This is a genomic window from Blastococcus sp. SYSU DS0510, from assembly GCF_054050835.1.
The window spans coordinates 36,219-62,577 of sequence record NZ_JBJHAC010000005.1; the positions used below are offsets into that span (position 1 = coordinate 36,219).

Below are 26,359 nucleotides of genomic sequence, written 5' to 3' on the forward strand. Positions count from 1 at the left end.
AAGGGGCAGTCGCGCCGGCGGCCGGTGCCGGACGGCGCACCCGGTCACGAGTCGTCGTCGGACTGCCGATGACACGTGCATGGACCGTGGGAACGGAGAAGGGCAGCCGCTGCGGGTGGCACCGGAGCTCGCGCCGACGGACGACACCTTGGTGCGCCGCAGCGCCGAGGCGGCGGCGTACGGCCGCCATGCCGCACCGCCGTCGGCCTACGGTCCGGCCGACGTCCACCGGCTGCTGCCCGTGCCGGCCGCTGATCCGGCCGCTGATCCGGCCGCAGCCCGAGCCGACGACGAGGTCGCTCCGATGCCGGCCGACCGTCCGGTGCGGGTCCACGCCGACGAGGACCGGTCGGCGGACACGGGGACGTCGAGGGCCACCGGCTTCCTGGCCCGCCTGCGCCTGCTCCCCAAGGTGGCGTAGCGCACGAGCAGCGCCGGCGGCCGCCGCCGGAGAAGCCCGATCGGCGTGACGACCCGCCGCCATATGCGTGACCTCCCTCACGTCTGCGTGTCGCACAGCCGCCGGATCGTCCTCCGTGATAGCCGTCCGCCCTTCGCCGCGCTGTGTTCCGCGAGGGTGTGCCGAGGCGCCGGTGGGAGGGTCGTCGGGGCCCGCGCGCGTCGACAGGATCGGTGGCGCACAACGTATTCGTCGGCACCTGGGCGTGTGACGAGCGATGCATTTGCACCGGTCTCGCACCACGGTTCCCGGGCTTCGCGCGGTCCGTGCGAACTCGCGGCCGAGCCGCGCCGGAGCAGGCGGCGCGTGCCCCCTGCCCTCGCCCCCACCAGGCAGTTCTCCGCCGGGCGGGCGCGCCGGCCCGGGTCGGGTGGGCGTGCCTGATCGGGTGCCCGGGAATGGCGAAGAGGCAGGCGCGCAGAATGGCGGACAAATGTGCCGGCGACCCGCGGAAATGGTGCGGTGAGCAGTTGCCGGACCAGTACTCACAGTGACGATACCGGGCCGCAGCCACTCGGATGACCCGGAGCGAGGCGCGAACTCGCACGTCACGCGGCTGCCGTCGATGCATCGGCATTACCCAAAGTAGCCGGTTGAGCGCACAAAGATCGTGCCGGTAAAGCCTTCTCCGACGGCTCTCTCCGACATACGTTTTCGACGCCCGCCCATCGTTGCCGCGATGTCGGGGGAACGTGGGGGATGAATTCGTGAGCCCGGAGCGCACTCGCCGGGGCGCTCACGGCAATCGGGGGGATCCGGTGGGAACTGCAGGGTTCGAGGGCGCTCGCACGCGCCTTGCGGAAGGCCGTCGCGTCGCCGCGGAGGCAGGCACGACCTTCGCGCCGCCGATCCCCCGGCAGTACCGCTTCGAGTCCAACGCTGCGGTGCTCGCGCCGGCCGAGATCCCGCGCACGGTCCCGAAGCCGGGCAGGGGCGCCCATCGCCGGCAGGCGCGGGTCACGGCCGTCATCCCGGCGCACAACGAGGAGGTCGGCATCGCGCAGACGATCGCGAGCCTCCGCCGGCAGACCATGCCGCCCGAGCGCATCCTCGTCGCGGCCGACAACTGCACCGACGGCACGGTCGAGATCGCCCGGGCGCTGGGCGTCGACGTGCTGGAGACCCGCGGCAACACCGCCAAGAAGGCGGGCGCGCTGAACCAGGGGCTCGCGCTGGTCCTGGCGGCGCTGGAGCCCGACGACGTCGTACTGTCGATGGACGCCGACAGCCGGCTCAGCCCCGACTTCATCGAGCGCGGGATGCGCTACTTCGAGGCCTACCGGCAGCGGGGTGGGATCAGCGGCTCCTACGAGGCCACCGACCACCCGTCCCGGATCGGCCTGCTGCAGAAGATCGAGTACGCCCAGGGCCTGCGGACGGTGCACCGCCGCGCGGGCCGGATCCACGTGCTCTCCGGGGCGGCCACCATGTTCACCGCCGAGGCGCTGCGGGCCGTGGCCGGCGCCCGCGGCTCCGCCCTGCTGCCCGGCGTGCCGGGGCAGGTCTACCACGAGGCGTCGCTCACCGAGGACTACGAGCTGACCGTCGCGCTGCAGCGGCTCGGGTACGACCCCCGGTGCGCGCGGGACTGCCAGGTGATCACCGACATCATGCCGACCTGGGCGGAATGGCGGACCCAGCGGCTGCGGTGGCAGCGGGGCACGCTGGAGACGCTCATGACGTACGGCTTCGTCGAGCACACCCGCAAGGCCTGGCTGGTCCAGGCGTGGACCTACTTCCGCAGCCTCGTGCCGCTGCTCATGGTCGCGGCCTGGTCCTACGCGCTGGCCCTCGAGGAGCCGTCGCTGCACCTGATCTGGCTGGTGATCATCCCCGTCTTCGTCCTCGACCAGGTGCTGGCCTCCTGGCGGGCGGGACGGCGGGGCCGCGTCTACGCGGCGTTCCTGCTCCCGATGGTCGTCTACGACATGGCCCAGGCGATCGTGAACTGGCAGGCGCTGTCCCGCGCGCTGCACGGCGCCGAGCCCGAGTGGATCACCTGATGGACGGCGGATTCCCCGCCCTGCTCGAGCAGGTGAGCCACGACGGGTTCATGGGCGCCACGACCGTCCTGACGGCGGTCACGGTGCTCATGCTCTCCCTGGCGGTACGACGCATCCTCCCGAAGAACGACCGTGACGAGACCCTGCCGGCGCGCGAGCAGGGCGGACGATGACCACCACCTCCGCCGCGCCCACGGGGGCCTACCGGGCGCCGCACTGGCACGACGCGCTGCTGCTGGCCCTCCCCCCTCGCCTGGTCCGCCCGGCGAGCCGCCGGTGGATCGCCCGGCTGCCGCTGGTCGTGACGGCCGTCGTGCTCGCGGTCCTGGCGCTGCGGCTGCGCAACGGCGCCTCGGCCGACGAGGCGCTCGCCGTCAACACCGGCCGGGACGTCATCGGGCAGTGGATCGCGCAGGCGCCGGCCGGCGTGCCCGGCGACGCGCTGCCCGGCGCTGCCTTCCTCTACCCCGTGCTGGCCGCCGGGCTCGACAGCGTCGGCGGGCTGTTCCTCGTCCGCGCGTTCGGGCTGGCCTGCGTGGTCGCCGCGATGGTCCTGCTGTCGGGCGCGGTCGCGGCGCGCTTCCCGCACCGGGCGGGCGTCCTGACCGCGGTGGCGTTCGCGCTGAGCGCGCCGGTGGTGTTCGTGGCGGGGCTCGGCACGGCGGACGCGGTGGCGTTGGCCGGCCTGGCGGGCGCCCTCTGGGCGATCGCCGCGCGCGGTGGCGCCGCATCGGCGCTGGGAGCCGGCGCCCTGCTCGCCCTGGTGCCGGTCGTCCAGCACTCCACCGCCCTCCTCGTCCCGCTCGTCCTCGTCGCGGGGGCGGCCCTGGCCGGCGCCGGTGCGCTCCGCCGGGCGGTCCTCGTCGGCGGCACGGCGGTGCTCCTGACGGCCGTGGTGCACCTGCTGGGGGCAGGGGCCGGCACGCGGGCCTGGACCGACCTCTTCGGCAACGTGCCGCTCAGCCCCCACCCGTGGACGGGGCTGGTCGGCTGGCTGGTGCTCGACATCGGCATCCTCGTGCTGCTGGCCGGCGTCGGTGCGGTGCTGGTCGCGGCCACGGGAAGGGCGAACGCGGTGCTGGCGGCGGCGCTGCTCGCCGGGAGCGCTGTGGTCCCGGCCGCGCAGCTGTGGACGGGCTCGGCGGTGGCGTTCGACCGCAACCTGGCGTACTCCGCGCTCTTCCTGGCGCCCCTGGCCGGGCTTGCGCTGAACCGGCTGTCGCGGGGCACGTGGCGGCTGGGGCCGGTGTTGCTGCTCCTGCCCGTGCTGGTGCTGTTCGGGTTCTCCCGGTCGGGGGCGGTCTACGCAGCCTGGCCGGACGTCCGGCCCGTCGTCGCGGAGATCCTCGACGACCCCGCGGCGGGGTCCTACCTGGCCAGCGGCACCGCCGCGGAGGCGCTCGAGTTCCACACCTTCGACCAGCCGGCGGTGCAGTGGGCCGACACCTACGGCCTCTACGCCCGCGGCGAGGACGCCGTCCGGGTGGCCGTCGAGGACCTCGAGTACGAGACGATCGTCCTGCACTCGGCCAGCACCGGCTCGCCGGCCGAGGACGCCATGGAGGAGGTCATCCTCACGGCGCTGCACGACAACTACACCGACTACGAACTGGTGGCGGCGATCCCGGCCTCGGGCGTCGCCGACGCCGACGTCTGGCTGGTCTACCGGCAAGTGGGCCGGTGAGCCGCCGGCGACGGATGCTGCTGCTCGCGCTCGTGGTCGTGGTGGGGCTCACCTTCGCCGGTTACCGGGTGGTCTCCGACGTATCGGGCAGCGCGACGACGTCGGCCGGGCCGGCCTCGGATGGTGAGCCGGTGGAACTCCGCCCTCTCGCCAGCGACTGCTCCGGCGGGTACGTCGTCCTCAGCTTCGACGACGGGCCGCGGCAGCACACCGGTGCACTGCTCGACCGGCTGCGCGACCTCAGGCTGACCGCCGTCTTCTTCTGGAGCGGGCACAACATCGAGGGCCGGGGCGAACTCGTCCGGCGGGCCGTCGCCGAGGGGCACGTCCTGGGCAACCACACCCAGTCGCACGCGGACCTCACCACCGGGGAGCTGCCCTCCGGCGAGCAGGTGGTGCCGTGGGGGGACGCTCAGATCCGCGACGAGCTGGCGCGGGCCAACGAGCTGCTGGTGGCCCATGGGGCGCCGGTGCCGGAGCTCTACCGGCCGCCGTACGGGGCGATCAACCGCCAGGTGGACGACGTCGCGCAGACGCTGGGCCTGCGCCTGGTCATGTCCTTCGGCCGGGACGCGAGCGACAACCTGGTCGACTCGCACGACACCGAGGGCATCTCCGCCGAGGAGATCGCGGCGAACGTCGTCGGCCCGATGCGGGACGGTTCGATCATCACCATGCACGACGGCCTCGGGCAGGCGACGCTCAACTCGATCGAGGCCCTGCAGGCGGTGGTCGACGCCATGAACGAGCGTGGGCTCTGCACGACCACCGAGGTGCGGGCCGATGCCACCGGGCGGATGCTCGACCTCACCGGCTCGGCTCAGGTGCGGAGCTCGGCGCCGAAGGCCTCGGCGAACGGGTAGCCGTTCGCGGCCTCGATGGTCATGTCCCACACGTAGGCGCCCCGGACGCGGTGGCCGGCGTCGGCGAGGGCGCGGTAGGCGGCGAGGTAGTCCTCGACCGGCATCTGCCCGGGGTCGCCGAGGGCGGAGCCGGCGTAGGTGGTGCCGATCGCGAACCGCGAGGGTTCCAGGCCGCGGTCGAACAGCCGCCGGGCCGTGGCGACGATGTCGGCCCGGCGCTGCGCGGGGGTCTGGGCGAAGTCGTAGAACTGCGGCCCGTAGAGGTCGCAGACGCGCCCCCGCCAGGTGCGCCCGTCGACGGTGGCCTCGCCCTCGGTCAGGGCGAAGTCCTCGTACAGGCGCAGGCCGGGCTCGGCGGAGACGGTGACGGCGAAGTCGGCTCCTCGGCTCGCCTTGAGCCGGGCGCTGGCGCTGACCAGGGCCGGCAGGTCGGTGCCCCGGCCGCCCTGCTCGAGGTCCCAGTCGACGCCGTCGCAGCCGTAGGCGTCACAGATGGCCTCGATGCTGCTGACCACCTCGTCGACCTGCTCGTCGGTGCGGACGACGATCCCGCCGTCCTCCGCGCCGCCGACGGAGAGGAGCACTTTCGCGCCCCGGGCCTGGACCGCCGCGATGTCGGTGCGCAGCTGCTCGGGCGTCACGCCGCTGCCCTGGTCGGGGTCGAACTGCAGCCGGCCGGTGCCGGGCTGCGCGCTGGTGGCGAAGGCGAGGAAGAAGACGGTGACCCGGTCGCTGGCGGTGGTCAGCCGGGGTGAGCCGTCGGCGCGCCAGTACTCGGCGACGACGGCGCGGGGGAGGGCATTCTCTGCGCCGTCGGGCGTGAGCGTCGATCGCACAGCAGTGACCACTCCGATCGTGACGGCCAGCGCCAGGACGCCGACGACGACGGGCAGCACCACCCGGCGCGCGCGAGAGGGCACCGGCACCCCTCCCGCAGTTGTCCTTACCCGGCGAGCCTGCCAGGCGTCAGACGAGTCCGCTGTCGATCGACTGCTGCCAGGCCATCTCGTCGATGACGGCGCGCTTCTCGACGTCGTCGAAGCGCACCTTCTTCCAGCGGCCGTCGGCACCCGCCTTGGTGCTGCTGCGGTGCCACTCGCCCTTGCGGGTCAGGAACCAGGAGCGGCCGTGGAAGTCGGCCCCCTCGAACGCCCAGCCGGTCAGGCGGGTGAGGCCGGTGCGCCGGCGCTCGGCCTCGCGGGCGTAGGGGAGCAGGTAGAGGCAGACGTCGGTGAACTGCACCGCAGAGAGCCGGCGCAGCCGGTGGACCGCTGAGCGGACCTCCTGCTCGGTGCGCCGGTCGTCGCGGGCGTAGAGGAGCCAGACGGCGTCCTCGTCGGCGAGCTCGAGCAGGGTGGTGCGCTGCCGCAGCCGCTCGGCCTCCGCGGCGGCGGCTTCCTCCTCGCGGCGTTTCTCCTCGGCGGCCGCGGCGGCGCGGGCCCGGAGCCGGGCGTTGGCCAGGTCGCGGTCGCACACCCGCCAGCCCTGCCACAGGTCGGAGTGGTCGGCGCAGACGGCGCGGGTGCACTCGGTGCACTCACCGATCGCGGGCTCGCCGCAGCGACAGGTGGCTGCGTCGTCGTCGCAGGTCTGGATGTAGACGGTGCCGCAGCGACGAGTCTCCGCCTGTGACGAAACGGCCGGTGACCCGGCGCCGGCGGGGACACCGACGAGCTGATCGACACGGACGTCGGCATCGCACCGCCAGTAGCCGGTCAGGATCTGCGTGCGCGTGGCCGTCGCCCCACACGAGGGACAAGGCATAGCGGGGAGCGTAGGACGAGTGATCCGGGGCAGAGCCCAGGTCGGCGACGTGTCGCCACTCGCACGCACCCAGGTCACATGGGCACCTGGATGCCGGGTCCGGTAACGCCAGCACAGGTCAGCAGTCCGGGAGCTGCGGGACTAAGGGGTCTCCCGCGGCGCTGACGCATGTGCGCCGAGGGGAGAGCTCAGCTGGCCCGTGCGACGTCCTGGAACGAGACCTCGGAGCGGGCGCCGCAGTAGCTGCAGGCTTCGAAGACCCGGGTGTGCGGGTCCCACGCCGGGTTGAGGCGGTTGTGGAACCGCCGGACGTTCCGCGACTCGACGAGCACGACCTCGGTGTTGCCGCACAGCGAGCACGGACGGCTCGCCGGACCCAGGACGTGGCGTTCGCGGAGTGTCATGTCGACGATGATTACCGTGCGTGCGCTGCCGTGCAACGCACGGGAAGACCGTTAACGCGTCCGGTGGTACGCGGAGGCGCCATACGGCTCGTGTCGTCACTGAGAGTGCTTGCAGCAGTGCACAGGGGTGGTCCCGCCTCTTCCCAGAGCGTGCCGGTCCGTGCGGAACCGCTGGTCACGGATGGGGCTCGAATGACGTGTGTTCCGTCGGCATGAGCGGCCTCGCGGATACCCTCCGGCGGTGCGGGGATGGAATCTGGATCGGCCACCTCGGTGGGGCCTGATCGCGCTCGTGTTTCTCGTGCTTGCCAACGTCGGGTTGTTCAGCGTCATGGCGCTCAGCCGACAGCCTGCGGACCCCTACGGTGGCTCACGCATGACCGGAGCAGAGGCCCCGACGTCGACGCCCCCCGCCAACACGGACGGCCTCTCTCCTGCGGAAGAGGAGCCCCCTCCCGTGCTCGCCGTCTACGGAGACGGTTACGCCGCTGGCAACGAGTCGGGAGGACTCGGGGCGGCCGGCTGGCCGGCCATCGTCGCCGAGCGCACGGACGCGGAACTGCAGTTGCATGCCGTGTCGCGCTCGGGCTATGCGGCAGCTGGGGCCACAGGGCAGAACTTCCTCGACGTCGTGCAGTCCAACCCGGTCCCTGACGCGGACGTCACGCTGCTGTTCGGCAGCCGGAACGACCTCGACGAGCCGCTCACCGTCGTCCAGGAGAACGCGACAGCGGTCATCGCCACGGTCCAGTCGCAGGCACCGGACACGTCAGTCGTGGTGGTCGGACCGGTGTGGGACGACGGGAACGCACCGGAAGCCCTGCTCGCTGTGCGCGATGCCGTGCAGGCCGCTGCCCGAGCAGCGGGCGTGGCCTTCGTCGACCCGCTGGCGGCCGGCTGGTTCGCCCAGGGATCCGGGTTGATCGCCGCGGACGGGGTGTCGCCGAACGACCAGGGGCACATCTATCTGGCCGACCGGGTCACCCCGCTCATCCAGGCGGCAGTCGCACAGGCGGACCCGCCGGCGTAGCGCACGCCTCTAATCGAGGGCCGATCAGTTCATCGACGCGTCGACGGCAGGCTGTTCGCCCGCATCCGCGGTGGCACCGGTGGCAGGGATCGCCTCGCTGACGGCGGCAGCATCGTCGCATCAGCCGGAACGGCGACGGCCGGGATGAGCGAGGTCGCCGGGGGTGCGGCGTACGAGGAGGCTCGCGGGGCGGGTGCTCCCATTCCATCGCCGCACAGCGCCTCCAAGAGAGGCATCAGGGAGTCGAAGATCAGCTCCCCCACCCGCTGGTGGACGTCGGCCTTGCGGCCGATGGGGTCGAAGACGTCGTCGGCATCACGCTCGGTGTGGCGGCGAGTTGCTCGCTGAGCGGCCAGCGCGGCCACGAGAGCATGGGCGCGCTCGTCGAGCGAGGAGGCGCGGGGCAGTCGGCGAAGGTCGACCTGCTCGAGCAGGCCGGCCGCTTCCCGCAGGGTGAAGGTGCGGAACATGGCCCGGGGCGCAAGCTTCAGGGCGTCGCGGCGGTGCCGGCGGGTCATGGTCAGCGTCAGATCCGCCTCGTCCACCATGTCCGCCGTGAGCTGGCGGGCGACGAACCCGGAGGGGTCTCCTCCCAGGCCGGAGAGTGCGAGGGCGGACTTGGGTTCCATGCCCTTGCCGACGACCGCATTCGTCCCCGCACTCGCCGTGCCGACGGCGGCCGCCGACGCCCCGAGGGCGTCGTCGAGGAAGGCGCGGGTCAGTCGCTCACCCATGGGGGAGCGGCAGATGTTGCCGGTGCACACGAAGAGGATCCGCACAGAACGGAGTCAACACGTGACTGTGGGTCGCTCCAGGAAGGCTGGCCGCCGGCGGGGTGTCGCCCGTCCGGGGGGACCCCTGGGTCACACACGTCACACCCCGTCAACTTCCTGTTGCTGAGGGCTCAACAAATACGGATCGGCGCTGTACCGTCCTACGAGGTTTCCCCCGGCAACGACCGGGGCAAGAGGTGGGGCTTCACGGGGGGCTCACCTGGTGAGCGGGGGCTTGGGTGGAACTGAAGGACGTGCTGCAGGCGATCCGTTCGGGCTGGTGGATCCTGGTCTGCACGGTGCTGCTGGCGGTCGGCGTCGCTGGCTTCCTGACGTGGCAGGCGACGCCGCTGTACTCGTCCTCCACCCAGCTGTTCGTCTCGACGTCGACGACGACGGACACGTCCACCGCGTACCAGGGCAACCTGTTCTCCCAGCAGCGAGTCACCTCCTACGCCCAGTTGCTCACCGGCGAGGAGCTCGCCTCCCGCGTGGTGGCTGATCTCGGCCTCGAGCTGACGCCGACAGAGGTGGCTGACAAGGTCACCGCCACGGCTGTTCCCGAGACCGTGATCCTCGAGGTCAGCGTCACGGACTCGTCGGCGCAGCGCGCCCAGGACATCGCCGCCTCCCTGGCGCAGCAGTTCACCCAGCAGGTGACCGAGCTGGAGACCCCCGACGGCGGTGGGGCCTCGACCGTCAAGGTCACCACCGTGGAGGATGCTGACCTCAACGAGGCGCCGGTCAGCCCGGACCCGGTCCGCAACATCGCCCTCGGTGCTGTGCTCGGACTGCTGCTCGGGCTCGGGCTGGCCCTGCTGCGTAGCCGGTTGGACAACACGGTCAAGACTGCCGAGGAGATCCGGGCTCTGACCGGTGCAGGCGTCATCGGCACCGTCCTGGAGGACCCGCGTCTGGCCGAGGAGCACCTCGTCGCCGACCTGGACGACCACTCGATCAGCGCGGAGGCCTACCGCGCGATCCGTACGAACCTGCAGTTCCTCGACGTGGATCACCCGCCGCGGGCGATCATCGTCTCCAGCGCCATCCCCGGTGAGGGCAAGTCGACGCTCGCCGTCAACCTGGCCACGGCGCTGGCGCAGCAGGGCAGCCGCGTCATGCTCATCGAGGCCGACCTGCGCCGGCCGCGCATCACGCGCTACATGGGCCTGATCAGCGGTGCCGGGCTGACCAACGTGCTCGCCGGCACGGCCGCCCTCCACGAGGTGGCGCAGCCCTGGGGGGACGGGAAGCTCACCGTGCTCGGGGCCGGCCCGATGCCGCCGAACCCCAGCGAGATGCTCGGCTCCGCGCAGATGCGCGCACTGCTCGACCAGCTCAAGGCGACGAACGACTACGTCATCGTGGATGCGCCTCCGCTGCTGCCGGTCACCGACGCTGCGGTGCTCTCGGTGCTGTCGGACGGCTGCGTAGTCACCGCTCGCTACGGCAAGACCCGCCGAGAGGAGCTCGCCGAGGCGGCGGGCGCACTGCAGCGGATCGACGCCAAGCTGCTCGGCGTGGTGCTGAACCGGGTACCGCAGGCTGCCGGGGCCGCGCGCGGCTACGGCTACGGCTACACGTACGAGGCCGATCCTGGCCGGGAGACGACGGCCGACACCGGCAACATGGTCAGCCCCGGCGCCGCGCGGAGACGTGGCCGGCCGCGGTACGACGTGACCGGGCCATTGCCGGCCGTACCGCCGAGGCGGTAGCGGCGACAGGTGTATCCGCGGCCGGTGTGTCTGCACCAGCCGCCCACGCAGTGAATTCCTTATCGGTGCGCGCCCGAACGGCGTGCGGTGCTGGACGGGGGTCGGCATGACGGAGCGACGGAGAACGTGGCGGTGGAGACTGCGCCGCTGGGGCCTGCTGGCGGCTGACGGGCTGTTCCTCGTTGTCGGCCTCTGGCTGGCCAGCGCGGCGCGCTACGAGGGAGACATCGGCAGGATTGACACGCAGGGGGTCGTGATCATCGGCCTGGCGGGCGTCCTGACGTACGTGGCGCTCTCGCCGCTGCTTCGGTTGCACCACGGGCGGTATCCCGTCGGCAGCGTCGACGAGTTGCTCGTTCTGGGTCTCGGCGTCGCTTCCGTTGCGGGAGTCCAGACGGTCGTCAACGCGGTGGCCGGAGTGCCTCGCATGGTGCCGCTCTCGACGCCGGCGGTCGGCGCTGTCCTGGCCGTCGCCCTGATGACTGCTCTGCGGCTGGCCATCCGGCGGCAGCGGGAAGGTGCCTCCCGGCCACGCCGAGCCGAACTCTCGCTCGTCTTCGGAGTCGGCGACGCGGGACACCAGCTGGTGACGTCCATGCTCACCAATCGGGAGAGCCCGTATCTGCCGGTCGGGTTGCTGGACGACGACCCGCGCTGGCGGCACGCCCGCATCCGAGGCGTGCGCATGCTCGGTGGTCGCGGCGACATCGAGAAGGCTGCAGCTGAGTCTGGCGCGTCCTCGCTGATCATCGCGTTGCCTTCGGCGGACTCCGCCCTGATCCGGGACATCTCCGTGCGGGCGACCGCCGCCGGCCTCGGCGTCAAGGTACTGCCCCCGCTGTCCGGCCTGCTCGACAACCGGGTCGGCATCCGGGACGTCCGCGACATCGACATAGCCGATCTTCTCGGGCGCCACCAGATCGACACCGACGTCGGCGAGATCGCCGGCTACCTCGAGGGCAAGCGGGTGCTGGTCACCGGAGCCGGCGGCTCCATCGGCTCTGAGCTGTGCCGGCAGATTCATCGGTTCGGCCCCGCCGAATTGATGATGCTCGACCGCGACGAGTCGGCCCTGCACGCCGTGAGCCTCAGCATCCACGGTGAGGCCCAACTGCACCTTCCCGAAGTGATCCTGGCAGACATCCGGGATGGCGAGGCGCTGCGTGAGCTCTTCCTCAACCGGATGCCGGACGTGGTTTTCCATGCTGCCGCGCTTAAGCACGTCAACATGCTCGAGCAGTACCCGAGTGAAGGCTGGAAGACGAACGTCCTCGGCACGCGAAACGTGCTCGAGGCGGCTGTCGCAGTCGGGGTGAGCCACTTCATCAACGTGTCGACGGACAAGGCGGCGGACCCGGTCAACGTGCTGGGCCGCACCAAGCGGATGGCCGAGCGGCTGACCGCCACCTACGCGAAGCGCGCCGAAGGCCGATTCCTCTCGGTGCGCTTCGGCAACGTGCTGGGCAGTCGCGGCTCGGTCCTGGAGACCTTCGCCGCTCAGATCGCTTGCGGCGGGCCGGTCACGGTCACCGATCCTGACGTCACACGCTTCTTCATGACCATCCCCGAGGCGGTCGAACTCGTCATCCAGGCCGGCGCGATCGGTACCGACGGGGAAGCTCTCGTGCTCGACATGGGTCAGCCCGTTCGGATCGCGGACGTCGCTGCTCAACTCATCGCGATGGACGGCCGATCGATCGACATCCGGTACACCGGATTGCGGCCGGGAGAGAAGCTGCACGAAGAGCTGTTCGGCCGGGAGGAAGTTGACAGCCGGCCGGTGCACCCCCTCATCAGCCACGTGGCGGTGCCTGCGGTCGAGGGGGACCTGGAAACCTGGCTGCAGCGGCCGTTCCCGCCCCTGGAGGACATCCTGCACGTTGACGCCATCGAGACACGTCTTGTCCAGACGGCGGGGCGATCGTGACCGCCGAGGCCGAGCAGCGTCCCCGCATCCTGTTGTCGTCTCCGGATGTCGGCCAGCGGGAAGAAGAACTCGTTGTGGAGGCCGTTCGTTCGGGGTGGATCGCGCCCTTGGGCCCAATGGTCGATGCATTCGAGGCGGCGATCGCCCAGCGATGCGGCCGGCAACACGCGGTGGCCCTGTCATCTGGAACCGCTGCGCTGCACCTGGCGCTGCTGGAAGTCGGAGCCGGACCCGGAACCGTCGTCATCGTGCCGACGTTGACGTTCGCGGCGACGGCGAACGCCGTGGTCTACACCGGTGCCGAGCCGTTCTTCGTCGACTGTGACGAGGCGACCGGCAACCTCGACCCTGAGCCGCTGGAGACGGCGCTGGAGCAGCTGGCCGGCGAACGCGCCCAGGTGGCCGCGGTGGTGCCGGTGGACCTGCTGGGGCGCTGCGCCGACTACACGCGGATCCTGCCCATTTGTGAGCGCTTCGGGGTGCCGGTCATTTCCGACGCCGCCGAATCGCTCGGCTCAGCCCATGCCGGCCGCCCGGCCGGGGCATTCGGCGCTGCGGCGGCGCTGTCGTTCAACGGCAACAAGATCATGACGACGAGCGGCGGGGGCATGCTGCTCACCGATGACGCGGCGACTGCTGCCCGCATACGCTACCTAAGCACACAGGCCCGCCAGCCCGCTGTGCACTACGAGCACACGGAAATCGGCTACAACTACCGGCTGAGCAACGTGCTGGCCGCACTCGGGCTGGCCCAGCTCGAGCGGCTCGACGGCATGATCGGCCGCCGCCGGGCCGTGCGGCAGCAGTACGCCGAGATCTTCTCCGGGGTGGATGGCGTGCGCGTCTTCCAGCGTGACGGGGATGCGTCCGACAACTGCTGGCTCACCGCCGTCGTGATCGACCCCCAGGCGGCCGGCTGGTCGAGCGAAGACCTCCGCAAGGCCCTGGATGCGGCAGACATCGAGTCGCGTCCCCTGTGGAAGCCGATGCATCGTCAGCCGGTGTTCGTCGGCGCGCGCTCGCTCGTGAGCGGTGTGGCCGACGGGTTGTTCGACCGCGGACTCACCCTGCCGAGCGGCTCCGCTCTGCGTCCGGACGATGTCGAGCGCGTCCTGAGCGCCGTCAGCAGATTCCTGGAGCCGGTATGACTCCCCGCGCCTCAGCGTATCTCCCACTCAAGCGCGCGACGGACGTCGCGGTCTCGGGGCTCGGCCTGGCTCTGAGCGCCCCGGTAATGGCCGCAGTGGCCATCGCCGTACGGCGCGACCTCGGATCCCCTGTCTTGTTCCGGCAACAGCGACCCGGCCTGCACGGACGACCCTTCGAGCTGATCAAATTCCGCACGATGCGGACTCTCGGCAGCTCCGACAGCGTCGCGAACGACGCCGAACGTCTGACGCCACTCGGTCGCTGGCTCAGGCGCACGAGCCTCGACGAGCTGCCCACGCTGTGGAACGTGTTCCGGGGAAACATGAGTCTGGTCGGTCCTCGGCCGTTGCTCATGGAGTACCTCGGTCGCTACACCCCCGAGCAGAGACGGCGGCACGAGGTGCGTCCGGGTGTGACGGGCCTGGCCCAGGTGCGGGGTCGCAACGCCCTGACGTGGGAGCAGAAGTTCGCGGCTGACACCGAGTACGTCGACGGATTCGGCCCGATCATGGACCTCCGGATTCTCTGGGCGACGCTAATCGCGGTCATTCGCCAGTCGGGCATCTCCTCGCCTGGCGTGGAGACCATGCCCGTCTTCGAGGGCAGCCGAGTGGGGGCCGCGTGACCGTCCCCCAGCCGTTGGTCGTCATCGGGGCCGGGGGTTTCGGCAGGGAAGCCCTGGATGTCGTCGAGGCGGTGAACGCAGTCGGCCCTCGACCGGTGTTCGACGTTCAAGGCGTGGTCGATGACGCCCCAAGCGAGATCAACCTTAGACGCCTCGCTGCACGAGGGATTCCGTACCTTGGCCCGCTCGACCTCGCCGTGGCGGAGTTGCGGGACGGCTCCGCCTACGTGCTGGGCATCGGGAGTCCGACTGTCCGGGCGCGGCTGGACGTGGAGCTGGCGGGTATGGGCTTAGATCAGCCGACCGTGGTGCACCCACGGGCTGGCATCGGTTCCATGACCCAGGTCGCCCCAGGCGCTGTGATTTGCGCAGGCGTGCAAGTTTCGACCAACGTCATTATGGGTCGATCGGTCCATCTCAACCCGAACGCCACAGTGGGACACGATGCCGTCATCGGCGACTTCGCCTCTGTCAATCCGGGCGCGGTCATTTCGGGGGATTGCACAGTGGGCGCCGGCTCGCTCATCGGTGCAGGCGCCGTGGTGCTTCAGGGCTTGACGGTCGGCCCATGGAGCCTCGTAGGAGCGGGTGCATGTGTAACTCGCAATGTCGACTCCCACACGAAGGTCAAGGGCGTACCCGCGCGATGACGCCCGCTACTATCCACGAGGCAGTGCACGATTACTCCGGCGCATCTACTCCCTCCTGAGTCATATTTTGGGAGTCCATAACGGCCAGGGCCAAAGACGAAAGCAATATGATATGGATCGGGCATGCCTTTCCTTCGTCTACTAGCAGTCAATTACTTCGGCGCCAGCCTGGTAGAAGGGCTTCTGCGTTCACTCGTCGCGCAACATCACGGTGACTGGCACTTGGTCGTCGTCGACAACAGTGAATCCGAGCACCAGGCATCTGCATTGCGCGCCATCTGTTCGTCGGACTCGCGCACTGAGGTTCTCGTCGCCCCGAGCAACCTGGGCTACATACACGCTGCTGAGTGGGCGAGAAGCGTCCTGCCTGACGATGCCACATGGACCGCCGTGTGCAACACGGACCTCAGTTTGAGCGAGTCCTTCGTTAGTCGCTTGTCGGCGCTTCGCTCGGATGCCGCCGTCCTTGCGCCCGACATAGTGGCCATGCCGAGCGCTCGCAGGCAGAACCCCTATATGAAGAAACGACCCACAGTTAGCCGAATGGCAAGTCGGCGACTCGTCTTATCCTTCCGATGGTCGGCAAGACTTGCATCGAAGCTGGCAGCTTCGCGCAAGAAGCAAACGGTGGCGCCACCACTGGGTCCCCGGGATATCTATGCGCCCCACGGGTCGTTCATGTTGTTTAATCGGGTCTTTTTCGAGCACGGTGGCTCGCTTCGGCATGGGACGTTCCTGTTCGGGGAGGAAATTACCATCGCAGAGAGGGTGCGAAGGTTAGGCCTTCGTGTTGTCTATGAGCCCACCCTCGAGGTGTGTCACCTCGAACACCAAGCAACGGGAACGGTTCGTACCGGTACACTATTCCGGGCGCAGCGAGAGGCGGTCGTGCACGGCTATCGCCTCATTGCCGGGAAAGAAGTGGCGGACTAAGGCGGGCCTCCCTTAACCATCTGCTTCACCTTAGTTAGTGAGTCGAGAAGGCTGAGTTTGTGAACGTCGTCTACATCCACCAGTACTTCCGAACACCTCGCATGGCCGGTGGCACGCGATCCTACGAGTTTGCCAGGCGACTGGTAACCCAAGGCCATCGAGTTTCTATAGTAACCGCAGAGTCGGAGTCCCCCGATACACGGGGCTGGCGCACCTCGACAGAGGACGGAATCGACGTCCACTGGGTAACTGTCCGCTACGACAACGCGATGCCGCCGTGGCGGAGATTGCTGGCCTTCGGACACTTCCTGTTAGCAGCAAGCCGCAGGGCGGCTGCTTTGCCGCAGGACGTGGTATTGGCCACCAGCACCCCGCTCACAGTGGCCATCCCCGGCGCTTGGTCCGCCTTCAGAAATCGAGTGCCGCTCGTGTTGGAGGTCCGAGACCTCTGGCCAACCGTTCCGATCGCCATGGGCGCACTTCGCGCTTGGCCAATGCGCAAGTTGGCCATCATGTTGGAGAAGTGGGCCTATGCCAGATCCAGCAAAGTGATTGCCCTCTCTCCCGACATGGCTGCCGGCATCCGCGCAGTTGACGGTCGAGTGCCGATCAACGTCATCCCGAACGCGGCCGATCGGGACCTCTTCGGGCAGCCGTCAGCCGCGGACGAGGCTTTGCTGTTGGAATACCCGTGGGCAGCGAAGCGCCCAATAGTCCTGTATGCCGGGACGTTCGGGCGCGTGAACGGTGTGAGTTATTTGGTCGATATGGCCTCCCGTCTCGCCGTCGTAATGCCTGAAGTCGCCGTTGTTCTAGTGGGCGGAGGGGCGGACTTCGAAGCCACGCGGCTACGTGCGGCTGAACTGCGGGTCCTGGACCGCAACTGTTTTGTTCTCGGTCGAGTGCCGAAGGAGACGGTCGCGGCATGGTTCAGGGCGAGTGCCATTGCTACATCTACAGTGATCGACGTGCCAGAGCTGACGGCCAACTCGGCGAACAAGTTCTTTGATGCGCTCGCTGCTGGTATCCCCGTCGCAATCAACCACGGCGGTTGGCTGGCAGAGGAGCTCGAGAGTTCGGGAGCCGGCATCGTCCTGCCGGGAGGAGATCCGTCCGCGGCCGCGGATATGGTAGCCCAACTCCTGAGCGACCCCGAGCGATTGATGCGAGCGGGGCGTTCGGCTCAGCGCCTCGCAGAAGACAAGTTTGACCGTGACCGCTTGGCCAAGCACTTTGAAGCCGTGCTTGTTGACGCAGTAGCCGAAGCTCGGGGCGTCAAGCGTGATGCTGAAGGCCTTGGGAGGCGGTAGCGATCATCACCCGGTTTGCCGCAGACGGCGCTCCAAGGACCGAGGCACAGCTCTGGCTGTTCGGTACCTGGTCGACAGGCATAGGCGGGAGGACTAGTGACCTTGGGTCCTGCCCTCTTCGGTGTGGAAGGATGGATCGCGCCGTTAGTTGGGGTATCGAGGAGTCCCACTGTCGAGTTATCCTGCCGCGCGCGGTCGTCCAAGCCGTCACCTTTTATTGGGTCAATTGCAGGAGTCCTTATGCCGCCCTTTAGAACCGTCTACGTGATGTACGACCGCGGCGTGCGGACCGGGGGTCCAGAGGCCTTGCATCAGTTGGTGGATATGCTTCGTCAACTGGGGCAGGAGGCCTACTTGGTCCCTAATCCTCGGTCGCTGGGTGCCCAACGTGTGCAGGAGTATGAGCGTTACGACGCGCCGGAGGGCTCTCTTCGAGACTCGCCAGAATGCGCCGTCGTGGTGGCAGAGACGGATTGGGCTCTGCTGAGTGGCATAAAGAAGGCAGCGCGCGTCTGTTGGTGGCTCAGCATCGACAACTCTCCGCTTTTCTTCGCTGAACGAGAGCGGCTATACTCTCCCTCCTTGAGTTCTTCTGCTCGGTTGAAGAACCTCGCGCGAAGCGCCATCGCCATGAAGTATCGCGTCGAAATGCGCCGGCTGGGTCCTAGCGGCGTTTTTCATCTTGCTCAGTCACACTACGCATGGCATTTCCTGTATAGCCGACTCAATGTGACGCCCTCTTTGGTGACCGACTACACCTCAATCGGCGCGCCCGGCGCACACAAGTCGCCAGCAATTAGTGATAGAGGGCGCACCGTGGCTTACAACACGAAGAAGGGGCGTTGGCTGGTAGATGAGGTCCGCAAGCGAGACTTGGCGATCGAGTTTCGACCCATCGAGAGAATGTCTCGAATCCAAGTTATAGACCTGCTGCGCCGAACCGCTGTGTACCTTGACGTGGGGCATCACCCTGGCAAGGACCGTATGCCGAGGGAGGCTGCACTAGCCGGCGCCTTGGTCATCGTGGCTCGGCAGGGTTCCGCGGCTAACGCCTTGGACGTTCCCCTACCGTGGCAACACAAGGTTGGCGTCGCCGTCGATCCGGTAGAGGGCGCAACTGCAAGACTGCGATCTGTCTTTTCCGACCTCTCGGAACACCATGAGCGGCAAGGCGCCTATAGGCGGTTCGTACTCGGCGAGTACGCGCGATTCGAGCGCGAAGTGACCGCATTCTTTGTGCGCGGTGAGTACGGCTCCGATATGCCTGGCGACTCCTTGGCTCAAGGTTGGCTACGATAGGGCGCCAGGTGGGGCAATGGCGAGTAGGTGGTGCGGTTGTTGGACGCCTTCTTGGCTTCTCCGGTCTCTCGCTCATCTCCGCTCTAGGCCCATTGGCCATCCTCCCTGTCGTTGCTCGTCACAGCAGTGGCACTGACTGGGCCGCCATTGGTGTCGGGCAGGCCGTGGGAGGAATGCTTGCACTTGTCGTGGTCTACGGATGGAATCTCGTCGGACCGTCGCAAGTAGCGCGGGCTAGCGCGGAAGAGCGCTCGGCGCTGTACCGAGAGAGCCTCGTGGTTCGGTTGTGCCTCTTTCTGCTGTTCTTGCCTGTCGCGGTCGTTGCGGTGAGCTTTCTCGTGCCGGCGGAGTCTCAACTGTTGGCCAGTGCAATGGCCTTGAGCATCATGACTGTGGGGCTGTCCCCTGCGTGGTTCTGTATCGGTGCCGGTAGGCCGCTATGGCTGGGGATTTACGACGCCGGGCCACGCCTCGTCGGCGTGCTTGCCTCGGCCTTCCTTGTGGTTGCCACGGACACGCTGTATTGGTACCCATTGGCGCTAGGCTCCTGCGCTATTGCGGGTGTTCTCCTTTTCAGCCTGCGACACCGGTGTGGGCCCGGCGCTAGATGGCCAAGGTTGAATCGCGTGCGCTCGGTGCTCGTGGACAACGCCCGGGCGGCCGTGACAGTGGGTATCTCGGGCGCCTACTCTGCGGCCCCTGTTGCCATCGCTGCGCTCGTCCTTCCCCTGGGAGCGCTCACGGCATTCGTATCGGCGGAACGCCTCTACCGGTTCGCACTGGCGCCTGTCGTCGTCCTGAGCAACTCGGTCCAGGGTTGGGTGGCGGAAGTGCGCGGAAAGGCAGCGCAATATCGGGTCAGACTGGCCCTACTCTCTCACGCGGCGCTCGGACTCGTCGGAGGTCTTGGCATCGTCCTGCTGGGCCCTTGGGCGTCCTCTTTGTTGTTCGGTGGCGGTCTCGCGGCAGAGCGAGATGTCTTCGCATACTTTGCATTGGCCTTCCTTGCAATCTCCCTGAACACGTCGCTTGGCAAACATGCGCTTGTGCCACTTGGTCTGACCGGAGTCGTATTGGTGAGCACCTTGGCTGGTGCAGTCCTTGGGGTGCCCAGCATGCTGGCGCTCGGGTTAATCCTGGGTGCTCCGGGCGCTGCGGCAGCCTTTGCCATCAGCGAGACGGCCGTGACCGCCGCCCAGGCGATTGGTCTGTTTCATGCTTATCGTGGGAAGGCTATTTGGGGCAGGCGCGCGCGATGTGAGGGCGCGCGCCCTAACACCGATATCCCCGTCGCGAGAGCACATGATGCCTGAGCCGGTCGGTTCCGTCGCCACAGCCGCAGATGTCGCGCACGAAGGAAGCTTTCAGCTCCGCCGCGTCCGTCAGCCGCTTCCTGGAGTGGAACTCTGGCCGTGGCTTGGTATCGCTGCGCCCAACATGCCGACTGTGCGACGGTGTTTGCCCTGGCAGGGGATTACGACGTTTCCTTTGTCCGCTACCGTGCCTTGCAGCGAGCGATGTTAGGGCGCTGGCCATAGCGGGCGGTGACGCTATACCGCGTCGTATGCGTCTTGTGTTGGTACCCAACGAAGAGAGATGGCCATGAAGATTACTGAGACGTGCCCGAAGAAATCTGCCCAGCAGCGACGGGAAGTGGGTGAATGTTCGACTGTAGTCGTCATCGGACTCGGCTACGTTGGGCTGCCGCTTGTGGTGGAGATGGTGCGAGCGGGTCACCACGTAGTGGGGCTCGACCGCAGCGAGGCGATCGTTGCCCGCCTTCAGGGCGGCTTGTCACACATCGACGACATCGCCGAGGCGACCGTCAGCGAGATCGTCGCGGCCGGGTTTCGCCCGACGACCGACCCCGCATGTATCGCCGAGGCTGACACCGTCGTTGTCTGCGTGCCCACCCCGCTATCTAAGGATGGCGCACCTGACTTGGGCGCCGTCGAGGGGGTCGGGCGGATTCTCGGCGAGCGAGTCACCGGGGACACCCTTGTCATCCTGGAGTCGACCACCTATCCAGGTACGACGGAAGAGCTCTTCCAGCCGCTGATCGAAGCCAGTGGTCTCAAGGTGGGCGTCGAGCTCAACTTGGCCTTCTCGCCCGAACGCGTCGACCCTGGCAACAAGGTCTACGGCATCAAAAACACGCCCAAGGTCGTAGGCGGTGTCACTTCGATGTGCACCCAGCGTGCGGTCGACTTCTACGCCACCTTCATCGATACCGTCGTTCCCGCCAAGGGAACTCGCGAGGCAGAAATGGCCAAGCTGCTCGAGAACACTTATCGGCACATCAACATCGCGTTGGTGAACGAGATGGCTCGGTTCTCCCACGAGCTCGGCATCGACCTGTGGAACGTCATCGAGTGTGCGAAGACCAAGCCGTTCGGATTTCACGCCTTCTACCCCGGTCCTGGTGTAGGCGGACACTGCATCCCCATCGACCCGAACTATTTGTCGCACACGGTCCAGGCTCGTCTGGGTTACCCGTTCCGCTTCGTGGAGCTGGCCGAAGAGGTGAATGCCTCTATGCCGACCTATGTAGCACGCCGCATCCAAGATCGTCTCAACGACGACGGCAAGGCGGTGCGGGGTTCCCGGGTCCTTCTGCTCGGCGTGACCTACAAGGCGGACATCGCCGACGAGCGTGAGTCGCCGGCAGTTCCGCTCGCCGCCAAGCTCAGGTCCATGGGAGCTGACCTGCGGTTTCACGATCCTTATGTGGAGAATTGGAACGCCGCGGAGCACGGCGAAGCGGCGGAGCCCATGAAGCGGGAGCCTGAGCTTTCCCAGGCGATCGCTGAGGCGGACGCCGTCGTCTTGGTGCAGGCTCACCGTGAATACCTCGGCGGAGCCCTTGAGGGCGTCCGCATCTTCGACACCCGCGGCGTCCTCGTGGGGGATGTGGTCGAGCGCCTTTGAGCCGCCCCGCTCCCACTGGGGCACGATGATCCGCGAGTGAACGGGCGGTCAGGTGAGGCCTCGGATGCCACAACTTGGCTGAGCAGTGCCACAAGAGGAGGACCTGCGCAGTTACGTTTGGGGGGACGACAGCAGGCAACGAGCGGGGGAACGGTGGGGAAGCACGGCCATGACGCGTCTGTCGACGTGATAGACCGGAATTACGTCTATGAGCCCGAGGGGCCCGCACCGGCGGATTCGCGCAGGCGGCGTCTGCGGCGCGCGTCGATCGCCTTGGGCGTAATTGTCCTGATTATCGTCCTGCTGCTGGGCGGTGGCGCCTGGTACCTGACGAACCGGTACGCCGGGAACCTCGAGCGGGTAGACGCCTTTGCGAGCCTCGATGAGGCGCGGCGCCCGGCGGCCCCCACGGGAGCGAGCACGCCACTGACCTTCCTCGTCGTCGGGTCGGACACTCGCGCCGACGTGCCGGCAGGTGAGGCTCCCGACGGTCGTTCCGACGTCATGATGCTGCTCCGCATCACGAGCGACCGGCAGAGCGCACAGGTCGTGTCCCTGCCGCGCGACTCATGGGTGAACATCCCCGGCCACGGCCCGAGCAAGCTCAACGCGGCCTACGCCTTCGGCGGCCCCAGCCTGCTCGTGCAGACGGTGGAGACGCTCACCGGTGTGCGCATCGACCACTACGCCGCCATCGACTTCGAGGGCTTCGTCGGCATGACAGATGCCCTCGGCGGGGTCGACGTCCAGGTGGCCGAGGAAACCACTCACGGCCCGTACACCTATAAGGCCGGCCTCAACCACCTCGCCGGCGAGGAGGCGCTGTACTACGTGCGGCAGCGTTACGGGCTCTCCGGTGGGGACTTCGACCGGGTGAAGCGCCAGCAGGCCTACCTGCGCTCGATGTTCGCCAAGGTTTCCGAGCAGAACGTGCTCACCGACGTCGGCGCCCTCGACGGCTTCCTGGTCGCGCTGACCGATGCCATGGCGGTCGACGAGACGCTGTCCAATACAGCGCTTCTCGACATGGCCTACGACCTGCGGTCCCTCCGCCCCGGCGCGGTCACCTTCCTCACCGCGCCGGTTGCGGGTACGGGCCGGGAAGGGGCGCAGAGCGTCGTCTACCTCGACACTGACCGCTCGGAGCAGATGTGGCGGTACCTGCGCGAGGACTCTCTGGCGAAGCACGTTGGCGAGTTCGCCGTCGACACGCTGCCGGCCGTCCCGAACTAGGCCGGCACCGGTGGCAGGCGGTTGACGCGGACCGTCTGCTGCCGGGCGCCGCCGATCTGCCGGCTGACCGCTATCAGCATGGTCCGGAGGGCCGCCGCGATCTCGTCGACGACCTGGGTGTGCAGAGCTGCCCCGCCATCGATCGGGTCCTCGACCCCGTCGGAGGAGCGAGCCCGGTGTAGACCGCGCGTTTCCATCAGGGCTTCGGCCAGGGCACTGCCGCGCTCCTCGGGAATCACACCTGCCAACCTGTGTGGCGGCAGCACGGCGCACAGCGCTGCCGCCTCCAGCAAGGTGAACGTCTTCCGCAGGCACCGGGGATCCAGCGCTAGTGCCGCCTCCCGGTGCTCCACGCTCATCGCGAGCACCACGTCGGCCCATGCCAGGTCTGCCGCGAACAGCCTGCGGGCGACGTGGTGCTCGGCCGTCAACCCGCGCTGCTCGAGAGCGGCGGCGGTGAGGGGGTGCGCCGCCCGCCCTGCGGGGGCGCGAGTGCCTGCGCTGCGGGTTTCCACCGTGAGCCCCAAATGGCCCGCCGGCCATGCGCCCGCGAGCACGGCGGCTGCCGCCGAGCGGCAGATGTTGCCGGTGCAGACGAACAGCAACCTCATGAGCGAGTGTTCGGCAGCGAACCACCCCACCTTGAGTGGGTTCCTCGCTGAAGCCTGGGGCAGGGACGTCCTCACGGCGGGCCTAGGAATCGCTGCAGGCCGCGAGGAAGGGCGGGAGACTTGCCGTGATGTCTGCCCCCTCCTCCAGTCCCGCGTTCTCCGTCCTGCTGGTGTGCACGGGCAACATCTGCCGCTCGGCGCTGGCAGAGCGGCTCGGCCGGGCGTATCTCGACGACCTGCTCGGTGAGCGGGCAGCTGACATCCGGGTCACCAGCGCAGGGACACATGCTGTCGTCGGCTCGAGCATGCACCCGGACAGCGCCCTGGTGCTCCGTGGATACGGTGCGGACGCCGGTGACTTCCACGCCCGCCAACTCGACGGAGCGATTGCGGAAGGCGCGGATCTGGTCCTCACCATGACGCGTGCTCACCGCCAAGTGGTCGTCGAACGAGCTCCTCGTGCACTCCAGCGAAGCTTCACCCTGCGCGAAGCTGCAGTACTCGTGTCGGCCCTGACCGAAGATCTCCGAGCGCCGGATCTGCCCGCACGCGCCCGCGATCTGGTGGGAGCCATGGGGCGGGCGCGTGGGCGCCGACCCAGCGGGGAGGACGACGACATCCGTGATCCCATCGGGCTGCCCGTGGAGGTGCACGAGGAGGTGGGCGAGCTCATCGCCACCCCGCTCCTGGTCATCCTGGACAGCCTGGCGGCGCTCCGCCAAGACTGCGGATCCCCCGACGAGGCGCCGGCTGTCGACGCCCGACGGCGGGTGAGCGGCCGGAGGCGATTCGGGGACAGCGGCGAGATGCCGGGACGGCTGGGGGTCCGCTGAGCACTGGGCGGCATCTCAGAAAGGGGTTCAGCGCGGAACGTCGGGGAGCGCCTCGTCGGCGAACTCGTCGGCGTTCTGCCCCAGCGAGTCGCTGCGCAGGTAGCCCCACATCCGCTCGGAGGCGTTGCCGTCGAGGTAGACGACGCTGGCCGCCCCCTCTGTGCCGAGACCCATGACCGGGGCGGTGAAGAACTCGATGTCGCCGGGCGTCACACCCCGCATCGAGTACGCCAGGCTCACCAGGTCGGCGTTGGTCAGGGTGTCATCGACGCTCACGGCGCTGGTGATGGCCAGCATGGCCGCGTCGAGCTTCGGCGGGCTGGTGAAGGTCTCGGAGCTGAACAGTTTGTCGAACATGGCCCGCAGGTACTGCTGCTGCCGCTTCACCCGGTCGAAGTCCCCGCCGGGCAGGCCGTAGCGCTGCCCGAGGTACCAGCGCGCCTGGGCGCCGTTCAGGTGGTTGAGGCCGGCCTCGAAGGTGTACGGGCCGTTCTGCGTCGTCTCGGCGACCACGACGTCCACGCCGCCGAGGTCGTCGGTCACCTTGATCAGGCCGTCAAAGTCGATGGCGACGTAGTGGTCGATGCGTACCTGGGTGAACTGCTCGACGGTTTGCACGAGCAACGACGGCCCACCGAAGGCGTAGCTCGCGTTAATCTTGTTCATGCCGTGGCCGGGGATCTCCACCCACGAGTCGCGGGGGATGGAGATCAGCTGAGCGTGCTTCCGGTCGGCCGAGAGGCGGGCGAGCATGATTGCGTCCGACCGGCCACCGGGGTCAGCCCCGTCCTCGGCCGCGACACGGGTGTCGGAGCCGACCAGCAGGAAGGTGATCGGCTCCTCGGTGGCGCTCTGCTGCAAGGTGGCCGGCGCGGGGCGCGCCTCGTCCTCCAGATCGGCGAAGACGTCGGAGACCCGGTCGATGTTGCCGGCCCACCGGTCGGCGAGGAGCCAGAAGCCGCCGCCCACGACCAGCCCGAGCACGAGCGCCAGGACGCCGAGGCCGATCAGCACCCGCCGCAGGCCCCGACGGCGGGGACGCTCCCTCCCGGCGCCGTCCCCGTGGTCGTCGTCGGAGACCAGGGGGATGGGCGACGTGTCGCGTCCGCCCTGCTCCGGCGCGCTGTTCCCGTCGCTGCGCATTCCTCGGACCCCCGTCGTCAGACAACCCGGCCGAGGGTACGGCGACGTCACAGGGGCTGGCTCAGACCCTGCCCCGTGGGGGTGAGCTCATGCCCGGCCGTGCTCGCGCCCGGCCACCGTGCGTCGGGGGCGAGGCTCAGGCGGAGCGGTCGTACGGCTCGGCTGTGTGCGGAGGGCTTGGTGCCGCGGCGCTGCGCCGGATCCGGCTGGGCAGGTCGTCCGCCGACCGAGCCGGGCGGGGAACCGACGGCTCCGTGAACAGCCCGCTGTCCATCTCTAAGCTGCGGTCCAGGGCGGCCTGCGTCCGCTGGTCGGCCAGGCGGATGCTGCGCCCGAGGACGAGTGCGACGGCCAGGGCGACGGCCACCCACACCACGATGAGGATCAGCACCCAGCTCATGGGCTCTTCCTAGGTGTCGCCGGCTGACGCCGGATCCGACAGGGACGTGCCGTTCCCCGTGGTCTGCTACTGCCCTCGAAGGTACGCGCGCATGTCAGACAGCGTGTTACGGCTTCGAGACTTCATCGACCCCCAATCCTGGTGGAGGACGTGGACGGCCATCGCCCAACGACCAGACGCGTCGAGTCCAGTAGTCCTGTGCGCGGGCGGCGGGTCGGTTCAACGGCACTGGTCAGGTGCGCACGAGCCCGGCACCCTCTCGCGCAAGGAGGCGGGATGGGCCGGTGGGGATGGGGATGGGGACCGGTCGTCTGGGCTCTGGTAGCCACCGTGTCCGCCCTCTGGCTCGGGGCCGCGGCGGCGCTCGCCCGCTGGCGAGAGGGCGCGACGGGAGCCCCCCAGATCGGTGCAGAGTGAAAGGGAGACCGCCGGCCGGACGGCTACGGGCGGCACGTCGTTGGTGCTGACAGGTCGGACCTGGCCGACCTCGGGCACCGCATCTGCGAGTTCGACGACGCGGACAACCGCGTCGTCGGACCCTGCGCAATTGCCATCCACTCGGGCTTCGACGCCTGGGAGGCGGGCGCCCTTGTTGGTATCTCGTTTGCCTGCTGCCCCGAGT

At 68.6% G+C, this 26,359-nt stretch carries 24 protein-coding genes; 17 read left to right on the plus strand and 7 right to left on the minus strand.

Annotation, left to right across the window (positions count from 1 at the left end):
* The first annotated feature begins 79 nt into the window (after positions 1 to 79).
* From ACI79P_RS05805 to ACI79P_RS05825, 5 genes are all read left to right on the plus strand, one after another.
* Entirely contained in the window at positions 80 to 421 is a 342-nt protein-coding gene (locus ACI79P_RS05805) for a hypothetical protein (protein WP_456580079.1), read from the plus strand.
* Between the two features lie 797 nt (positions 422 to 1,218).
* Positions 1,219 to 2,463, plus strand: coding sequence for a glycosyltransferase (locus ACI79P_RS05810; RefSeq protein ID WP_456580080.1), 1,245 nt, complete (start codon positions 1,219 to 1,221; stop codon positions 2,461 to 2,463).
* Positions 2,463 to 2,636 carry a hypothetical protein gene (locus tag ACI79P_RS05815; protein WP_456580081.1) on the plus strand — a complete coding sequence of 58 codons (174 nt, stop codon included), beginning with the start codon at positions 2,463 to 2,465 and terminating at the stop codon, positions 2,634 to 2,636. Before ACI79P_RS05810 ends, ACI79P_RS05815 begins: the two co-directional genes overlap by 1 nt.
* Entirely contained in the window at positions 2,633 to 4,147 is a 1,515-nt protein-coding gene (locus ACI79P_RS05820; protein WP_456580082.1) for a hypothetical protein, read from the plus strand. Before ACI79P_RS05815 ends, ACI79P_RS05820 begins: the two co-directional genes overlap by 4 nt.
* The gene (locus tag ACI79P_RS05825; RefSeq protein ID WP_456580083.1) at positions 4,144 to 5,010 is read left to right on the plus strand and encodes a polysaccharide deacetylase family protein; all 867 of its coding nucleotides are present in this window, start codon (positions 4,144 to 4,146) and stop codon (positions 5,008 to 5,010) included. The genes ACI79P_RS05820 and ACI79P_RS05825 overlap by 4 nt, the downstream gene beginning before the upstream one ends.
* Here the strand turns inward: ACI79P_RS05825 and ACI79P_RS05830 are convergent.
* The 3 genes from ACI79P_RS05830 to ACI79P_RS05840 form a co-directional block, all read right to left on the minus strand.
* Complete coding sequence (locus tag ACI79P_RS05830) at positions 4,968 to 5,930, minus strand: glycosyl hydrolase family 18 protein (protein ID WP_456580084.1); 963 nt, start codon at positions 5,928 to 5,930, stop codon at positions 4,968 to 4,970. The genes ACI79P_RS05825 and ACI79P_RS05830 overlap by 43 nt on opposite strands.
* A gap of 46 nt (positions 5,931 to 5,976) precedes the next feature.
* Positions 5,977 to 6,774 (minus strand): hypothetical protein, encoded by a 798-nt coding sequence (locus ACI79P_RS05835; RefSeq protein WP_456580085.1) that lies wholly within the window; start codon positions 6,772 to 6,774, stop codon positions 5,977 to 5,979.
* A gap of 188 nt (positions 6,775 to 6,962) precedes the next feature.
* On the minus strand, positions 6,963 to 7,178 hold the full coding sequence (locus ACI79P_RS05840) for a hypothetical protein (protein ID WP_456580086.1): 216 nt from the start codon (positions 7,176 to 7,178) through the stop codon (positions 6,963 to 6,965).
* 457 nt (positions 7,179 to 7,635) lie between these two features.
* On the opposite strand from ACI79P_RS05840, the gene ACI79P_RS05845 reads away from it, so the two are divergent.
* On the plus strand, positions 7,636 to 8,208 hold the full coding sequence (locus ACI79P_RS05845; protein ID WP_456580087.1) for an SGNH/GDSL hydrolase family protein: 573 nt from the start codon (positions 7,636 to 7,638) through the stop codon (positions 8,206 to 8,208).
* Between the two features lie 29 nt (positions 8,209 to 8,237).
* Here the strand turns inward: ACI79P_RS05845 and ACI79P_RS05850 are convergent, their stop codons facing one another.
* Entirely contained in the window at positions 8,238 to 8,987 is a 750-nt protein-coding gene (locus ACI79P_RS05850; RefSeq protein ID WP_456580088.1) for an arsenate reductase/protein-tyrosine-phosphatase family protein, read from the minus strand.
* Positions 8,988 to 9,220: 233 nt separating this feature from the next.
* On the opposite strand from ACI79P_RS05850, the gene ACI79P_RS05855 reads away from it, so the two are divergent.
* From ACI79P_RS05855 to ACI79P_RS05900, 10 genes are all read left to right on the plus strand, one after another.
* Positions 9,221 to 10,696 (plus strand): polysaccharide biosynthesis tyrosine autokinase, encoded by a 1,476-nt coding sequence (locus ACI79P_RS05855; RefSeq protein ID WP_456580089.1) that lies wholly within the window; start codon positions 9,221 to 9,223, stop codon positions 10,694 to 10,696.
* Positions 10,697 to 10,802: 106 nt separating this feature from the next.
* Complete coding sequence (locus ACI79P_RS05860; RefSeq protein WP_456580090.1) at positions 10,803 to 12,623, plus strand: polysaccharide biosynthesis protein; 1,821 nt, start codon at positions 10,803 to 10,805, stop codon at positions 12,621 to 12,623.
* The gene (locus ACI79P_RS05865) at positions 12,620 to 13,771 is read left to right on the plus strand and encodes a DegT/DnrJ/EryC1/StrS family aminotransferase (RefSeq protein WP_456580091.1); all 1,152 of its coding nucleotides are present in this window, start codon (positions 12,620 to 12,622) and stop codon (positions 13,769 to 13,771) included. Before ACI79P_RS05860 ends, ACI79P_RS05865 begins: the two co-directional genes overlap by 4 nt.
* Positions 13,768 to 14,397 (plus strand): sugar transferase, encoded by a 630-nt coding sequence (locus ACI79P_RS05870; RefSeq protein WP_456580092.1) that lies wholly within the window; start codon positions 13,768 to 13,770, stop codon positions 14,395 to 14,397. The genes ACI79P_RS05865 and ACI79P_RS05870 overlap by 4 nt, the downstream gene beginning before the upstream one ends.
* Positions 14,394 to 15,047 carry an acetyltransferase gene (locus ACI79P_RS05875; RefSeq protein WP_456580093.1) on the plus strand — a complete coding sequence of 218 codons (654 nt, stop codon included), beginning with the start codon at positions 14,394 to 14,396 and terminating at the stop codon, positions 15,045 to 15,047. Before ACI79P_RS05870 ends, ACI79P_RS05875 begins: the two co-directional genes overlap by 4 nt.
* Before the next feature lie 123 nt (positions 15,048 to 15,170).
* The gene (locus tag ACI79P_RS05880; RefSeq protein ID WP_456580094.1) at positions 15,171 to 15,980 is read left to right on the plus strand and encodes a glycosyltransferase family 2 protein; all 810 of its coding nucleotides are present in this window, start codon (positions 15,171 to 15,173) and stop codon (positions 15,978 to 15,980) included.
* Between the two features lie 59 nt (positions 15,981 to 16,039).
* On the plus strand, positions 16,040 to 17,290 hold the full coding sequence (locus tag ACI79P_RS05885) for a glycosyltransferase family 4 protein (RefSeq protein ID WP_456580095.1): 1,251 nt from the start codon (positions 16,040 to 16,042) through the stop codon (positions 17,288 to 17,290).
* A gap of 1,925 nt (positions 17,291 to 19,215) precedes the next feature.
* Positions 19,216 to 19,902: a hypothetical protein gene (locus ACI79P_RS05890; protein WP_456580096.1), complete on the plus strand. Its 687-nt coding sequence runs from the start codon at positions 19,216 to 19,218 to the stop codon at positions 19,900 to 19,902.
* 283 nt (positions 19,903 to 20,185) lie between these two features.
* The gene (locus tag ACI79P_RS05895) at positions 20,186 to 21,517 is read left to right on the plus strand and encodes a nucleotide sugar dehydrogenase (RefSeq protein ID WP_456580097.1); all 1,332 of its coding nucleotides are present in this window, start codon (positions 20,186 to 20,188) and stop codon (positions 21,515 to 21,517) included.
* 153 nt (positions 21,518 to 21,670) lie between these two features.
* A complete protein-coding gene (locus ACI79P_RS05900; RefSeq protein ID WP_456580098.1) occupies positions 21,671 to 22,750 on the plus strand; it encodes an LCP family protein in 1,080 nt (359 codons plus the stop codon).
* Here ACI79P_RS05900 and ACI79P_RS05905 read toward each other — a convergent pair.
* On the minus strand, positions 22,747 to 23,361 hold the full coding sequence (locus tag ACI79P_RS05905) for an arsenate reductase/protein-tyrosine-phosphatase family protein (RefSeq protein WP_456580099.1): 615 nt from the start codon (positions 23,359 to 23,361) through the stop codon (positions 22,747 to 22,749). The genes ACI79P_RS05900 and ACI79P_RS05905 overlap by 4 nt on opposite strands.
* 128 nt (positions 23,362 to 23,489) lie before the next feature.
* Here ACI79P_RS05905 and ACI79P_RS05910 point away from each other — a divergent pair, with 128 nt between their 5' ends.
* Complete coding sequence (locus ACI79P_RS05910) at positions 23,490 to 24,194, plus strand: arsenate reductase/protein-tyrosine-phosphatase family protein (protein ID WP_456580100.1); 705 nt, start codon at positions 23,490 to 23,492, stop codon at positions 24,192 to 24,194.
* 27 nt (positions 24,195 to 24,221) lie between these two features.
* Here the strand turns inward: ACI79P_RS05910 and ACI79P_RS05915 are convergent, their stop codons facing one another.
* Together ACI79P_RS05915 and ACI79P_RS05920 are read right to left on the minus strand one after the other, a co-directional pair.
* Positions 24,222 to 25,337, minus strand: coding sequence for an LCP family protein (locus ACI79P_RS05915; protein ID WP_456580101.1), 1,116 nt, complete (start codon positions 25,335 to 25,337; stop codon positions 24,222 to 24,224).
* 136 nt (positions 25,338 to 25,473) lie between these two features.
* The gene (locus tag ACI79P_RS05920; protein ID WP_456580102.1) at positions 25,474 to 25,737 is read right to left on the minus strand and encodes a hypothetical protein; all 264 of its coding nucleotides are present in this window, start codon (positions 25,735 to 25,737) and stop codon (positions 25,474 to 25,476) included.
* Between the last annotated feature and the right edge of the window lie 622 nt (positions 25,738 to 26,359).